This window comes from Klebsiella sp. LY, assembly GCF_004010915.1.
Classification (GTDB): Bacteria; Pseudomonadota; Gammaproteobacteria; order Enterobacterales; family Enterobacteriaceae; genus Klebsiella; species Klebsiella quasipneumoniae.
Genome location: NZ_CP022444.1, coordinates 2,179,850 through 2,193,811, shown reverse-complemented (window position 1 = coordinate 2,193,811; position 13,962 = coordinate 2,179,850). Strand labels below are relative to the sequence as shown.

Sequence of the window (13,962 nt, the reverse complement as noted above, 5' to 3'; positions counted from 1 at the left end):
ACAAACGGCGCCAGTGCGGATCGGCCATCTTAAACGGTTACTCGGCGCTGGCCGGGGTATTAATCATCCGGTTCAGCCAAGGCACCATCAGCGCCATCACCACCGTGACCCCCAGGGTCACCAGGCCAATTTTACTGAACACGCTGGTGTAAACCGGCAGCGTCTGCAGCGGGTCGGTGATATTTTCCGGCACCGCGGTGAAGGTCGCCACATAGCCGCCGAGCAGGAACGCGGCGGCCTGGGTCAGGAACCACATCCCCAGAATAAAGCCCATCAGATGCTGCGGCACCAGCGCGGCGACCATCGCCAGCCCCAGGGCGCTGATCAGCAGCTCGCCCAGGCTCTGGAACAGATAAACCAGCACAATAAACCACGGCGAGGTTAATCCCTGGGCGTCGGCGAACCACATCCCGGCGGCCGCGGCGGTCAGGAAGCCCAGCGCGCAGAGGAACATCCCGAGGGTAAATTTCACCGGCATGGTCAGGTCTTTACCCTTATGACCGAGATGGGTGTAAATCGCCGCCAGCACCGGGCTGGCCACCACCACCCAGAAGGGGTTCAGCGCCTGGAAGCTGACCGGGTTGATGGTAAAACCCAGGATCTGATGATGGACGTTGTTGATGGCGAAGAAGTTCAGCGAGGTCGGCATCTGGGCGTAGAGAATGTAAAACAGCACCGCCTCGATCATCAGGATAAAGGCGACGAACATTTTGTTGCGCCCGGTTTTATCAAGGCGAAACGCCTCGCGGAAAAAGAACGCAATGACCACGACCGACAGGACAATCAGCACCAGGTTGGCGATCATCACGTTATGCATCAGCCAGGCGCAGAGAAAAATCATTACCACCGTACCGGCCAGCACCAGTGCCAGATTGCGCAGGCTGAGGGGGCGGTGATCGGGCTCGGAGCCAATATCTTTTACCATCCCGCGGCAGGCGAAGTAGACCAGCAGCGCGATAATCAGCCCCGCGCCGCACAGGTTATAGGTCACCGCGTAGCCAAACTTTTCCGCGATCACCGGCGCCAGCGACAGCGACAGCAGCGAACCGATGTTTATCGACATATAAAACAGGGTGAACGCCCCGTCGAGACGGGCATCCTTCGGCGGATAGCATTTTGACAGCAGGCTCGCCGGGTTGGCTTTAAACAAACCGTTGCCGACGGCGATGGTGCCGAGGGCGATAAAGATCAGCTGCGGTTTCAGCAGCGACATCCCGGTCATAAAGTAGCCGATAGCCAGCACAACCGCGCCGAGCACCAGGGTACGTTTGGTCCCCAGCAAATGGTCGCCCACGTAGCCGCCGATCGAGATCAGCCCGTAAACCAGCGCCGCGAAGGCGCCGAAGGTGATAAAGGCCTGTTCCTGAGAGAAGCCCAACTGTTTAACAAAGAAGACCGCCAGGATCCCCTGAACGCCGTAATAGCCAAAACGTTCCCAGAGCTCCACAAAGAAGATCATGAAGAACGGACGAGGTTGCTGCAGCAAGCCCGTAGGTGCAGTTGTATTCATATTCCTTCGCCTTGTATTACTTTCCCAAAAAGTATGAACGCGTATGCCAGAACGCGCCGAAAATGTCTGATAACTCGCCATGCTGCGGTTATTGGCTTAATGAGTAGATTATTATATAGATGTTTCAGTGAATAACTGGCTGATCACACTAATTGAATGGCTTTTTTATAGATTTAAGCTCTGTTGTCTGGCGGGGCGGAAGCGAAAATAAAAACGCCCGCAGCGGCGGGCGTCTGGCATGACACAACGGGAGGGTTATTCGTCTTCTTCGTCGCGCAGCGGGACGATCAGCATGTCGACATGGACGGTGTTGATCAGCTGACGGGCAGAGGACATCAGCTTGCTCCAGAAGTCCTGATGATGGCCGCAGACCACCAGGTCCATATCGTATTTTTTAATCGCATCGACCAGCACCTGACCGAGGTCGCCGCTGCCGCTCAGGGTCTCAGTGATCGGGTAGCCGGCGTTGGTCGAGAGCTCGGTCAGCGCGTGATGGGTCTCTTCGGAGATGCGTTTTTGCATATCGCCGAGGTTCACGTCAATCAGCCCGGTGTAGAGGTCGGAGTAATTGACATCCACGTGGATCAGGGAGACTTTCGCGTTATAAGGGCGGGCCATAGAAACGGCTTTTTCAACCAGTACTTTACTCTCCGGGGACAGGTCTACTGCAATCAGAATATGTTTGTAAGCCATAGTGTTACTCCTTCCATAAGTTTGTCGATGACCATTGGACCTGACAGCTGGCGCTGCCGTTTCGCCCGCGTCCTGCGTGCTACATTCGCGGGAGGGTAGCCTTTAAGGACTTCATTGTAGAAGATATTTCTTACCTTATAGCGCCCCCCGCACTCCGTCAATGCACTGGGTTCACCTAAAAGCTAAACAAATTTATCCGTCTTACGTATTGATAACGAATAACCTTGTGGTAAAAAAATTAATGGATCTCCTACACTATTTAATGAGCCGGTCGGAAAAATAAATGTGATCGGAATCGCACTCTTTACGGTATTGTCGTCGGTTATTTGGGGAGCGGTAGCCGCGGAGGGTTTCTCCGTGGGCGGGTCGCCGGGGAGGAGGTATGATCAGCACTATTGCGCTGTTTTGGGCCCTGTGTGTCGTTTGTGTGGTGAATATGGCACGCTACTTCTCATCGTTGCGTGCATTATTGGTTGTGCTACGTGGTTGCGATCCCTTGCTCTATCAGTACGTCGATGGCGGCGGCTTTTTTACCTCGCACGGGCAGCCCAGCAAACAGATGCGGCTGGTCTGGTATATCTATGCCCAGCGCTACCGTGACCATCATGACGATGAATTTATTCGTCGCTGCGAACGTGTTCGTCGCCAGTTTATTCTGACCAGCGCCCTGTGCGGCCTGGTGGTGGTGAGCCTGATTGCGCTGATGATCTGGCACTAACGATATTTTCAGAATAAAAAACGGGCCAGCAAGCTGGCCCGTTTTGAACGAATAACGCTTAAATCAGCTTCAGGGAGAGCCAGTAAAGGACGCCTGAAAGGATAATCGCTGCCGGCAGGGTCAGTACCCAGGCCATCAGAATGCTGGTTACCGTCTTTTTCTGCAGACCACCGCCATCCACCAGCATCGTCCCCGCTACCGAGGAGGAAAGCACGTGGGTGGTGGAAACTGGCATCCCGGTGTAGCTCGCCAGACCGATTGAGACCGCTGCGGTCATCTGCGCCGACATCCCCTGGGCGTAGGTCATACCCTTCTTACCGATCTTCTCACCGATGGTGGTCGCCACGCGGCGCCAGCCGATCATGGTACCAATACCCAGCGCCAGCGCGACCGCCATGATAATCCAGATTGGCGCGTACTCGATGGTGCTCAGCATATCGGTTTTCAGTTTCTTCAGCAGACGCTGGTCGTCAGCGCTCACGTCCGGCAGTTTCGCCACTTTGTCGGTAGTGTCGGAGATGCAGAGCATGATGCGACGCAGCTGGCCGCGCTGTTCCGGTTTTAGCGACTCGTAGTTCTCAACGCCGGTCAGCATGGTCTTCACGCGGTCAAGGGCGTTGATGGTGTTCGCCGGATGGCAATGAAACTCGCCGTTGGCCGCGGTATTGGTGTCCGGAGAGGGAACCAGCTGGTCAACGCCGGTGGCTTTCTTCAGCAGGTCAGGGCGCTGCTGGAAGAAGGTTTCCACGTTGTTGACCGCATCGCGGGTACGGGTGATTTCGTAACCGGAGGCGTTCATATTCACCACGAAGCCTGCCGGGGCGACGCCGATCAGGACCAGCATCACCAGACCAATGCCTTTCTGTCCATCGTTAGCGCCGTGAGAGAACGACACGCCGATAGCGGACAGGATCAGGGCGATACGGGTCCAGAACGGCGGCTTTTTCTTGCCGTCTTTCTTTTCACGCTCCGCCGGGGTCAGGTGGATACGCGCCCGTTTTTTGGTGCCGCTCCAGTAGCGGCGCAGCAGGAAAATCAGGCCGCCCGCAATCACCAGACCAACGATAGGCGAGATGATAAGCGAACCAAAAATGCCGATGACTTTCGGGATATTCAACGCATCAACCACGGAGGTGCCTGTCATCAGCGCATTGGTTAAACCAATACCGATGATGGCGCCGATCAGGGTATGAGAACTGGATGCCGGAAGACCGAAGTACCAGGTCCCGAGGTTCCAGATGATCGCCGCCAGCAGCATAGAGAACACCATGGCGAGGCCATGCGCGGAACCCATGTTAAGCAGCAGATCGGTCGGCAGCATATGCACGATGGCATAGGCTACGCTGAGACCGCCCAGCAGAACGCCGAAGAAGTTGAAGAGCGCCGCCATCGCCACAGCGAGCTGTGAGCGCATAGCGCGAGTGTAGATAACCGTAGCCACCGCGTTTGCGGTATCATGGAAACCGTTAATCGCTTCGTAAAACAGTACAAAAGCTAAAGCAAGCAATAATAATAGTCCGGTATGTAAATCCAGACCGGCAAATAAATGTAGCATAGGACGTTACGCCATTTTGAGGACATGAACGCGGCGCATTATCAGTGACTTTAGCGGCGCGGGCAAAGTGAAATATAGACTTTTTTTGATTTTCTTCCTGTTTAGGTTTTACCCTGTTGGGAGTAATCCTATATCTTTCAATGATGTATCTAATGCGGGATTTTTCCCGCTGGTGTGACCAGAGTGAAATATTTACAAAACCCGACAATTGGGGAACGAGGAATGCGGTGTGGAAAGGTTTGATGCCATTGTCGTTGGCGCCGGAGCGGCGGGAATGTTTTGCGCAGCGCAGGCGGGGCAGCTCGGCTGTCGCGTCCTGCTGCTCGACAACGGCAAAAAGCCGGGGCGAAAAATTCTGATGTCTGGCGGCGGCCGCTGCAACTTTACCAATATGTATGTCGAGCCGGCTGCCTATTTGAGCCAAAACCCGCATTTTTGCAAATCTGCCCTGGCGCGCTACACCCAGTGGGACTTTATCGAGCTGGTCGGCAAATATGGCATCGCCTGGCATGAGAAAACCCTCGGTCAGCTGTTTTGCGATGATTCGGCGGAACAGATCGTCACTCTGTTGCTGGCGGAATGCGAAAAGGGCGGCGTGCAGATCCGCCTGCGCAGCGAAATTCTCAGCGTGGAGCGCGACGAGCAAGGCTATCGGCTTCAGGTGAACGGCGAAACGCTGGCGACCAAAAAGCTGGTGATCGCCTCCGGCGGCTTGTCGATGCCGGGCCTCGGCGCCTCGCCGTTTGGCTATAAAATCGCCGAACAGTTCGGCCTGAAGGTGCTGCCGACCCGTGCGGGTCTGGTGCCGTTTACCCTGCACAAGCCGCTGCTTGAGCAGCTCCAGGTTCTCTCCGGCGTCTCGGTGCCGTCGACCATCACCGCCGAGAACGGCACCCTGTTCCGCGAAAATCTGCTGTTCACCCATCGCGGCCTTTCCGGACCGGCGGTGCTGCAAATTTCCAGCTACTGGCAGCCCGGCGAGTTCGTCACCGTGAATCTGCTGCCGGACTGCAATCTTGAGGAATTCCTTAACGAGCAGCGCGGCGCGCATCCCAACCAGAGCCTGAAAAACACCCTCGCGATGCAGTTGCCGAAGCGGCTGGTGGAGTGTCTGCAGCAGCTGGGGCAAATTCCTGATGTTACGCTGAAGCAGCTGAACGTTCGAGATCAGCAAGCGCTGGTGGAGACGCTGACCGCCTGGCGCGTGCAGCCGAACGGCACCGAAGGCTACCGGACGGCGGAAGTGACCCTCGGCGGCGTGGACACCAATGAGCTCTCGTCGCGTACCATGGAGGCGCGTAAGGCGCCGGGTCTCTACTTTATCGGCGAAGTGATGGACGTCACCGGCTGGCTCGGCGGCTATAACTTCCAGTGGGCGTGGTCAAGCGCCTGGGCCTGCGCGCAGGCGCTGGTGGAAGGGTAACGGCGGTTTTATTCCGGCGGACAGGTTCGGTTTATCCGCTGATGTTATGTTGCTTCAGTTTACGCCACAGGGTGGTAGGACTGATGCCGAGGATGGCCGAGGCTTTGGTTCTGTCGCCATCCGTTTTTTCAATCACGCTCGCGATCAGCTGTTTCTCCTGTTTTTTTAGCAGATCGCTCTCATCCGCGACCACCGCGAGGTCAGTCACAAGAGACACGCCCTGGTGACAGGGCGATGAGAGGTGACTGATCTGCTGCAATACCGCTTTATCCACCGTATCACCCTCCAGCAAGACGATGAGGCGATAAATGACCGCCTGCAGCTCACGGATATTGCCTGGCCAGTCATAGTTCTGTAAGCAGTTCACGGCATCCGGGGTAAAGGTGAGGTGCTTGTTCTGTTGCTGCAGAAGATGGTGAATCAGCACCATAATATCTTCAGGTCTTTCGCGTAATGGCGGGAGCTGCAGTTCAAGGATATTGATTCGGTAATAGAGATCCTGGCGGAACTCCCCGCTGGCGATGAGCTGCCCCAGATCTTTATTGCTGGCGGTGATCAGGCGAAAATCGGCTGAGAGCAGGCTGTCGCCACCAAGACGGGAAAATTGCTTCTCCTGCAATACGCGCAGCAGCTTCACCTGGACCGACAGCGGGGCCTCACTGATCTCATCGATAAATACCGTTCCGTTAGTGGCCATTTCAAAGACCCCGGGTTTGCCTCCCTTCCGCGCATTGGTAAATGCGCCTTCGGCATAACCGAAAAGTTCACTTTCCAGCAGGCTCTCCGGAATAGCCGCGCAGTTGATGGCGATAAAAGGACCATGGCTGCGGGCGCTGACGTGATGAATACTCTGAGCAAACAGTTCCTTCCCCGTGCCGGTATCCCCTAAGAGATGGACCGGAAGATCATGCTGAGCGCACAGCCTGGCTTTTTGTATCACCTGATGCATGATCGGCGATTGCGTAATAATATTGTCAAAAGAATAGCTGGTGGCATAGCCGCGTAATTTACTTTTTTTACTGTTAGTCTGCTGCCAGAGTGTGCTTTCCTGGCTTAAGCCAGTGATAATGGCATAGGTGTTTTGGCGATTGGAAAAATGACGGACTGAGATACAAACAAGTGTGCCATTAATTTCAATAGTTTGCTCTTTGATGTTGGACTCATTAATCATGCTGGCATAGATATCTTTAAAAGCTTCTTTTTTAAAGATTTTGTCACCCACCTGACATTGAAATAAGGTCATGCCGATAGCATTGATATTAATGATTTCACCCAGTTGATCAACACACATAATGCCTTCGCGTGATTGATTCAATGCCGCATGGCTCATGACTAACTTTAAATTTTCCCGATTAATATATTTTAGTAAGCCATGAGCTTCATTAATGGCTTGTTCAATGGAATTATTGTCGGCGTCGCCTTCAATAACGTTGAGATTGTATTTCTTGGCCATTTCGGCGACAGTCAAACCACCAATGACCATATGATAATCATTTTCTGACAGATTTTTTATAACATTTTCAATGTCATGGTGATTGTAGACCTGGCAGATTTTAAACTCGTCGTTGGTCATGCTTTGGTAATGCCGCAGCGCCCGGCAAAACTGAGGGAAACCAATGGCGGCAATTTTCTGTGATTTATTCTTGGCTTCCTGCAGGATGCGGTATACGCCATGAAAATCATGGGCAATTTCGATGACCGGAATAGGGATGTTATTGCGAAGCAGGGCCGCAGTGCCGCCCCGGCTAATAATGATTCTGGTGCCGGACTGGATCATTTCATTAGCTTTGTTGAGAACGTCAGAATAACGAAATTCATAGACGGGGATTTCCAGTTTACGCTCAATAAGAACATTCATTATCCGTTGGGTAATGGTGCTGGAAACTGAGAAGATGACAATTTCATTATTCTTCATACATTATTCACTTATCGGCTCAGGATTGGCTAAAATCATTATAATTTTAAGGCGCAGATAAATAATGACGAAGGTCATAGAAGAGGGGTTTTATCATACCAGCCATACGCCTGGAAAGGCGTATGGCTGGTGGCTTGCGAATTAGAAACGCAGACGGCGATAAACAATCTGTCCGTTACAGATAGTGGCGCAGTTATCGAGGTAGCAATCACCCTCCAGGGTTTTTCCCCGGGTATCTTCAAAGGTGATCTTATCTTTGCGTAATTTCACAATGGAAATATCGGCAATAGCGTTTGCCGCCAGGGTACCAATCTGCCCCTGCATTTTCATCAGGCGAGCCGGCGTGGCGGTCACGGCGCGGATAACGTCAAAGAACGGCATGCCCATATTGAGATATTTCGACATCACATGCAGCAGGCTATAGACCTTATCAGTACGCAAGCTATTGCGCAGGGTTAAATCGGTACTGATGATATCAGGGTAGAATCCCTGCTCCATCGCCGATTGCGCCACCTTGAAATCAAAGTGGGCGACACCGTTTGAACAATCGAAGATCACCCCCCTGGACTGTGCTTCTTTGATGGCGGCATACACCTGCCCTTGTTCGTTGAGAATAGAATGACCGGTACCGTGGAAACAGTGTGCATAGATGTCACCCTCTTCAAAATAGCGGATCAGTTCATCGGCGCACAACAGGGAGTCGGTGACATGCACGCAAATCGAGGTTTCCAGTTTGCGTGCGAGGGCGACCGTGGCTAACAGCGGATCGCTGGCATACTGTTTGCCTCGGGCGATATCCTGGCTATAGCGTAATTTCAAACCCAGGATGTTGTCTCTATTGTCATTCAGCGTCTGGGCAATTTTTTCCTCGTTGTAATTGGCCGGATTGGTATTTTCAAGGTAGCCGGTGGGCCCGCCACCGAGGGTGGAGAGGCCAACATTGACCACGTTTAAATAGCTCTTAATTTTCACCATCGCCGGATGGATCACGCTATTACGAAATAGCGAATAGTTGACCCATCCGCTGCTCCCGGCATCGACCATGCTGGTGACGCCGTTTGGTAAACAGACGATATCAGGGTTAACGCTAATCGCCGTTCCGCCATGGAAAACATGGCCATGAAAATCGATGAGGCCGGGAAGAATGATACAGCCCGACGCATCAATAACGGTTTCAGCCTGCAGGTCGCTATGATGAGAAATATCAACGATGCGGTTACCCTTAATACCAATATCGGCGTTGATATAAGTACGGTTTTCAATATCGGCGATCTGGCCGTTTTTAATGACTATATCCAGTTTCATTTTATGCTCCTGTCAGATGCCGATAAGCTTCCAGTAAGGAATACCGATAAAGAAGAAGATTAACACGTTCACCACAACCATAATGGTGCCGAGCATCCAGAAGGTTTTCTGTGGCACGTAGCCGCTGGAGAACGTAAATACACCAGCCCCATTGCCATAGTGGGTCAATAAAGCGCCATAGCCTGCGGAGAAGGCCAGGGAGAGCGCGACGTACATCGGATGTGCCTGCGTGGTCATACCCAGGGTAAAAAGTACCGGATAGAAAGAGACCACAAAGGCGCTGTTTGAGACGAAGAAATAGCGGACCGCAAGGCTGATAAACACCAGCACGGCAATCGCGCTGATTTCACTCAAATGCGAGAGATCGAGATAATTTTTAATCACGTCGACCAGGTAAACATAGAAGCCCCCTTTTGACAGCGCCACCGCGCAACCGTAGAAGGCGCCGTACCAGACAAAGGTCTGCCAGGCTGATTTTTCGCTGACCACGTCATTCCAGCTCAGGACGCCGAAAAGCAGCAGACAGGCGAGGAAGGCGAGCCCTACCGGAATAAAGGCAATACCGGTGATAGACCCGGTCATCCAGCCTAACACGCCGAGAATAAAGAACACGATCAACAGCTTCTCTTCGCGTTTGACCGGGCCTAATTCATTGAGGCCTTTTTCCGCAATTTCGTTCACGTTCTCAATAACTTTGAGTTCCGGGGCATAGATTTTATACAGGATCCAGGGCGCCAGAATGAGCACCAGTCCCGCCGGGACAACGGCGGCTTTAAACCAGGTCATCCACTCAAGATTGACCTTCATAATTTCATTGGCTAATGAAACGGTGATCGAGTTGGTGGCCATCCCGGTCAGGAACAGGCTGGAGGTCCCCATCGAGACGACGTACATCAGGATAGTCAGATAGGCACCGATTTTGCGGCTACCGTCGTCGGGCTTCGAGCCAAGCGCTTCGGCGATATTCCTGAAAATGGGGTAGGTGATCCCTCCCGAACGCGACATGTTTGAACCGGTCGCCGGGGCCAGTACGGTATCGGTGACCATCATCAGATAGCCGAGCGTCAGGGTATTTTTGCCGTAGCGTTTGAGTAACAGATAAGCAATGCGTTTACCTAACCCGGTAATGACAAACGCTTTGCAAATAATAAAAGCGCTGATAATAAACCATACCATCGGGCTGCCAAATCCAGCGAATAGTGGACCGGGGTCGAGTACCAGAGAGGCGAATCCCAGAATAATCAGCATAATCACCGCGTCGGTAAACGGGCGTAAAACCAAGCCACAGAGCATGGCCAGATAAATGCCAACCATATGCCATGTCGGGGCGGCAACGCCTTCCGGATGCGGTATTATCCAAAATAAAACAGGGAAAAAGATAATCGGCAAGAGTTTTAAATAAAGCATTTTTGTTACCTTTGCTTTAAGGCCACGGCAGATAAACCACCGTGGCTTATATTATTTAATCGAATTAACGATACGTGTCGTCGATAAATTCGACGCCCGTTGCATCCAGCGATTTTTTAACCCATTGACGATTGGCGGTACCGTTTTTGGCGGCGTCCACTTTGCTGGCATCGAATTTGGCGTACTCTTTCGCTTTATCCAGCACCGTTTCTGCATCGCTCAGTGGGATGACAATGACGCCATCCGCATCGCCGACAATTAAATCGCCAGGGCAGACAGCGACGCCGCCCACGGCAATGGGGGTATTCACTTCCCCGGGTCCCATTTTGAAAGGGCCTGCCGGATTCGAGCCTGTGGCATAGAGCGGAAAATCAAGCACCGATAGGGCGTCGATATCGCGAATCGGCCCGTCCAGCACGATACCGGCAATTTTCTTCATGTGATGGGCATACGCCACCATGATTTCGCCCATCAATGCCCGCGAGCGATCCCCTTCGTTGGAGACCACGATGACGTCATTTTCTCCCGCCATATCCAGGGCGGCATGGAGCATCAAATTGTCGCCGGCGCGAGCTTTTACCGTAATGGCGAAGCCGGCCATAATCGGTTTTTGGGGTGAGGAAATACGCTTGATGCCGTTGCCTAATACCGCGATACGGTTCATGGTGTCAGCAATATTTGCCGCCGGCAGGTGCTCATATTCTTTCAGCAGGGCAATATTTCCCACCGGACGTTTTAAAAATACACGGTTACCAATAGTCATCTCTTGCTCCTTAAAAACCTGGGACCGGCCAGGACGGTTTTTTACCCGATAACACTTCGTCAATGCCGATGGCGGAATGAAGAGACGCCCTGTCGGTTGCTTCGATAGTGGCGGCACCGATATGGGGGCCGATGACGATATTGCTCAGCGCGAAAATAGGATCGTTGGCATCGAAGGGTTCTTTCTTCAAAACATCAACACCGGCGCCGGCGATAATTTGCTGGCTTAAGGCGTGATAAAGTGCGCGCTCATCGACGAGTTTGCCGCGGGCGGTATTAATGAAATAGGCGCTGGGCTTCATCATCGAGAACTGTTTTTCGCCGACGAAGTCGGTGGTTTCCGCTGTTGTTGGGCAGTGCAGCGAAACGAAATCACTCTCTTTGAAAATTCGGTCGAAATCGTCAGTCAGTTCGACACCCTCGGGGATCTGCTGCTGCGTTTTATAGGGATCATAGGCAATGACTTTCATATTAAAGCCGTGCAATGCTTTTAACGCGACGCGCGAGCCGATATTTCCTACGCCAATTAAACCCAGGGTTTTACCATCAAGTTCAACTTTCGGGGTGCGCAGTTTTGCCCAGTAATAATCTTCAAGCATTTTTTCTTCGACCAGCTTGAAATTACGTGAGCAGTGCAGCATATAAAATATGGTCAGTTCCGCAACTGACATGCTGTTGGCTATCGGGGCATTTAATACCACAACGCCATGACGTTTGGCGGACTCCAAATCTACGGTATCGTAACCTGCGCCATGGCGGGCCACCACTTTGAGCTTTTTAGCCGCTTCAAAAACGCGGTCGGACATTTTTGACAGGCGCACGATGATACCGTCGCAGTCGCCGATATCGCGGATGATATCTTCCTCTTCCATCCCGGAACCATTAATTAGCTGATAACCCCGGCTTTCCAGATACTCTCTCCCTTCGGCCATGATCTCTTGCGGGAGTAGAATTTTATACGTCATGTCAATTTCTCCAGTGTTGTTTACGTGGAGATAAATGCATGCCCTATGCCACAACTTATTTATAGTGTGATAATTTTTATAATATATTGAAATTAAAATGATTTTTATTTTGTTAATTAATGGTGAATTGTTTTTATGTTGATGAGTATCACAAATTTATATTAGGGGTTATCGTCGGTTTTTTTCATTATGAAATGGCTGGATTGCAAAATTAAATAACGGTGTTATGCATTTCACATTGTTGCTCGACAGGGCATTGGCAGCCAGTGATTGACATTTTGTTTGCGGTTAACTAAAACGATGGCGGAATGAATAAATAAAAGGGGTATTGACTATGAATAATGCCCAGATTGAAATGTTCAGTGTTATGGTACAAACGGGGAATATTCATCATACAGCACAACGTTTTGGTATCGATGCCGCATCCATTACCACCAGTATTTGTGCGCTGGAAAACGAGATTGGTTTTAATCTCATCGTGCGAGGGAAAAATATCAGGAAGGTAATATTAACGGAAAAGGGAAAGGCTTTTTACAAACTCACGCCAGAGATCCTTTGTATCCTGAATGCTATCGCCACGATTCGTTGCGCCCAGAACCTGGTTGAATAAGCCCGGCGCAAATCGGCCGGGCTGTTACGTGATGTTAGTTCAACCCAAGAAAATACTGAGCGATTTTGAAATAGATAATCAGTCCGGTGCCATCGATCAGCGTGGCGATAAACGGCGCGGAAACCACCGCCGGGTCGATGCCGATCCGTTTAAGCACCATCGGAATGACCGACGAGACAACTGCGCTCCACAGGGTAATGCATACCAGCGTCAGGCTGACGATCAGCGTGATTTCCATGCCGATGCCCATCATCCAGGCGCGCAGGCAGCCCGCCAGCCCCAGCGTTAAGGCAATCAGAAACGAGGTCGACACCTCTTTGCGGATCACCCGCCCCATATCGCGCAGCCGTACTTCTCCCAGCGCCATCGAGCGCACCAGCGTCGAGGTGATCTGCGTTCCGCTGTTGCCGCCGGTGCCGATGAGTAACGGAATAAAGAAGGCCAGCGCAATGGCCGACTCCAGCGCCTCTTCGAAATGCTGCAGCACGCTGCTGGTGTAGGCTTCGGCCACGAACAGCAGCAGCAGCCACACCGAGCGTTTCTTCCACAGCGTCCAGGGGCTGATCTCGAGGTACGGTTTTTCCAGCGGCAGCGTCGCCCCCTGCAGCTGAGCGTCCTCGGTGACGTCATCCTCCAGCAGATGGGCGATCTCCTTTTCCATCAGGCAGCCGACCAGCTCGCCTTTATCGACGACGGGAACCAGCTCGAGGCCGCGCTCGTTGAGCTCGGCAATGACCTGCGGGCGTTCATCGTCAGGTTTGACGCGGAACAGGCAGCTGTCCATCAGGTAGCGGATAGACTGCCCGACATCCCCTTCCTGCAGTAGCTTTTTGACCGACAGGCTGCCGCGCAGCTTTTTACCGGCGACAACAAACACCTGGCCGGGAATATCATCGCTGGTGAGCTGCGAGATAAAGTGCTCCCGCGCCTCATGGACGCTGAGATGTTCCTGTAGCGTAATAAAGTCGGTACGCATGTACTGGGCGATGGCATCGCCGTTGAAGCCAGAGGTCGCCTGATGGGCGGCGCAGAGTTGAATGGAAGACATGATTAAGATCCCTATAAAAAATCACTCATAGGGGCGAACAAGACAGGGTTA

At 52.4% G+C, this 13,962-nt stretch carries 12 protein-coding genes; 3 read left to right on the top strand and 9 right to left on the bottom strand.

Features of this window, described 5'->3' with window-relative positions:
* Positions 1-37: 37 nt before the first annotated feature.
* Together dtpB and uspA are read right to left on the bottom strand one after the other, a co-directional pair.
* Positions 38-1,510: a dipeptide/tripeptide permease DtpB gene (dtpB, locus tag CE636_RS13670; RefSeq protein ID WP_004204941.1), complete on the bottom strand. Its 1,473-nt coding sequence runs from the start codon at positions 1,508-1,510 to the stop codon at positions 38-40.
* 255 nt (positions 1,511-1,765) lie between these two features.
* Positions 1,766-2,203 carry a universal stress protein UspA gene (uspA, locus tag CE636_RS13665; protein WP_004145166.1) on the bottom strand — a complete coding sequence of 146 codons (438 nt, stop codon included), beginning with the start codon at positions 2,201-2,203 and terminating at the stop codon, positions 1,766-1,768.
* Positions 2,204-2,585: 382 nt separating this feature from the next.
* Between uspA and uspB the strand changes: the two genes are divergently transcribed.
* Positions 2,586-2,921 carry a universal stress protein UspB gene (gene uspB, locus CE636_RS13660; RefSeq protein ID WP_002921203.1) on the top strand — a complete coding sequence of 112 codons (336 nt, stop codon included), beginning with the start codon at positions 2,586-2,588 and terminating at the stop codon, positions 2,919-2,921.
* A gap of 58 nt (positions 2,922-2,979) precedes the next feature.
* Here the strand turns inward: uspB and pitA are convergent, their stop codons facing one another.
* On the bottom strand, positions 2,980-4,476 hold the full coding sequence (gene pitA / locus CE636_RS13655; protein WP_004204940.1) for an inorganic phosphate transporter PitA: 1,497 nt from the start codon (positions 4,474-4,476) through the stop codon (positions 2,980-2,982).
* Between the two features lie 229 nt (positions 4,477-4,705).
* Here pitA and CE636_RS13650 point away from each other — a divergent pair, with 229 nt between their 5' ends.
* A complete protein-coding gene (locus CE636_RS13650) occupies positions 4,706-5,899 on the top strand; it encodes an NAD(P)/FAD-dependent oxidoreductase (protein ID WP_004204939.1) in 1,194 nt (397 codons plus the stop codon).
* A 31-nt stretch (positions 5,900-5,930) separates the two neighbouring features.
* On the opposite strand, the gene CE636_RS13645 is transcribed toward CE636_RS13650, so the two are convergent.
* The 5 genes from CE636_RS13645 to CE636_RS13625 all read right to left on the bottom strand — a co-directional run bounded on the left by CE636_RS13645 (position 5,931) and on the right by CE636_RS13625 (position 12,253).
* A complete protein-coding gene (locus CE636_RS13645) occupies positions 5,931-7,814 on the bottom strand; it encodes a sigma 54-interacting transcriptional regulator (protein ID WP_017899994.1) in 1,884 nt (627 codons plus the stop codon).
* A gap of 141 nt (positions 7,815-7,955) precedes the next feature.
* Positions 7,956-9,119: a metallo-dependent hydrolase gene (locus CE636_RS13640; RefSeq protein ID WP_012540369.1), complete on the bottom strand. Its 1,164-nt coding sequence runs from the start codon at positions 9,117-9,119 to the stop codon at positions 7,956-7,958.
* A gap of 12 nt (positions 9,120-9,131) precedes the next feature.
* Entirely contained in the window at positions 9,132-10,526 is a 1,395-nt protein-coding gene (locus tag CE636_RS13635; protein WP_025999215.1) for a DASS family sodium-coupled anion symporter, read from the bottom strand.
* 64 nt (positions 10,527-10,590) lie between these two features.
* Positions 10,591-11,289: a dimethylmenaquinone methyltransferase gene (locus CE636_RS13630; RefSeq protein ID WP_004204935.1), complete on the bottom strand. Its 699-nt coding sequence runs from the start codon at positions 11,287-11,289 to the stop codon at positions 10,591-10,593.
* A gap of 10 nt (positions 11,290-11,299) precedes the next feature.
* The gene (locus tag CE636_RS13625; protein ID WP_004204934.1) at positions 11,300-12,253 is read right to left on the bottom strand and encodes a hydroxyacid dehydrogenase; all 954 of its coding nucleotides are present in this window, start codon (positions 12,251-12,253) and stop codon (positions 11,300-11,302) included.
* A 334-nt stretch (positions 12,254-12,587) separates the two neighbouring features.
* Here CE636_RS13625 and CE636_RS13620 point away from each other — a divergent pair, with 334 nt between their 5' ends.
* Positions 12,588-12,863 (top strand): LysR family transcriptional regulator, encoded by a 276-nt coding sequence (locus CE636_RS13620; RefSeq protein ID WP_004204933.1) that lies wholly within the window; start codon positions 12,588-12,590, stop codon positions 12,861-12,863.
* 34 nt (positions 12,864-12,897) lie between these two features.
* On the opposite strand, the gene CE636_RS13615 is transcribed toward CE636_RS13620, so the two are convergent.
* Complete coding sequence (locus CE636_RS13615) at positions 12,898-13,911, bottom strand: magnesium transporter (protein ID WP_017899992.1); 1,014 nt, start codon at positions 13,909-13,911, stop codon at positions 12,898-12,900.
* Positions 13,912-13,962 lie beyond the last annotated feature (51 nt).

Excerpts from the sequence above, each read along its gene's own strand:
- dtpB (WP_004204941.1), bottom strand. The coding sequence starts at position 1,510 with ATGAATACAACTGCACCTACGGGCTTGCTGCAGCAACCTCGTCCGTTC.
- uspA (WP_004145166.1), bottom strand. The coding sequence starts at position 2,203 with ATGGCTTACAAACATATTCTGATTGCAGTAGACCTGTCCCCGGAGAGT.
- uspB (WP_002921203.1), top strand. The coding sequence starts at position 2,586 with ATGATCAGCACTATTGCGCTGTTTTGGGCCCTGTGTGTCGTTTGTGTG.
- pitA (WP_004204940.1), bottom strand. The coding sequence starts at position 4,476 with ATGCTACATTTATTTGCCGGTCTGGATTTACATACCGGACTATTATTA.
- CE636_RS13645 (WP_017899994.1), bottom strand. The coding sequence starts at position 7,814 with ATGAAGAATAATGAAATTGTCATCTTCTCAGTTTCCAGCACCATTACC.
- CE636_RS13640 (WP_012540369.1), bottom strand. The coding sequence starts at position 9,119 with ATGAAACTGGATATAGTCATTAAAAACGGCCAGATCGCCGATATTGAA.
- CE636_RS13635 (WP_025999215.1), bottom strand. The coding sequence starts at position 10,526 with ATGCTTTATTTAAAACTCTTGCCGATTATCTTTTTCCCTGTTTTATTT.
- CE636_RS13630 (WP_004204935.1), bottom strand. The coding sequence starts at position 11,289 with ATGACTATTGGTAACCGTGTATTTTTAAAACGTCCGGTGGGAAATATT.
- CE636_RS13625 (WP_004204934.1), bottom strand. The coding sequence starts at position 12,253 with ATGACGTATAAAATTCTACTCCCGCAAGAGATCATGGCCGAAGGGAGA.
- CE636_RS13620 (WP_004204933.1), top strand. The coding sequence starts at position 12,588 with ATGAATAATGCCCAGATTGAAATGTTCAGTGTTATGGTACAAACGGGG.
- CE636_RS13615 (WP_017899992.1), bottom strand. The coding sequence starts at position 13,911 with ATGTCTTCCATTCAACTCTGCGCCGCCCATCAGGCGACCTCTGGCTTC.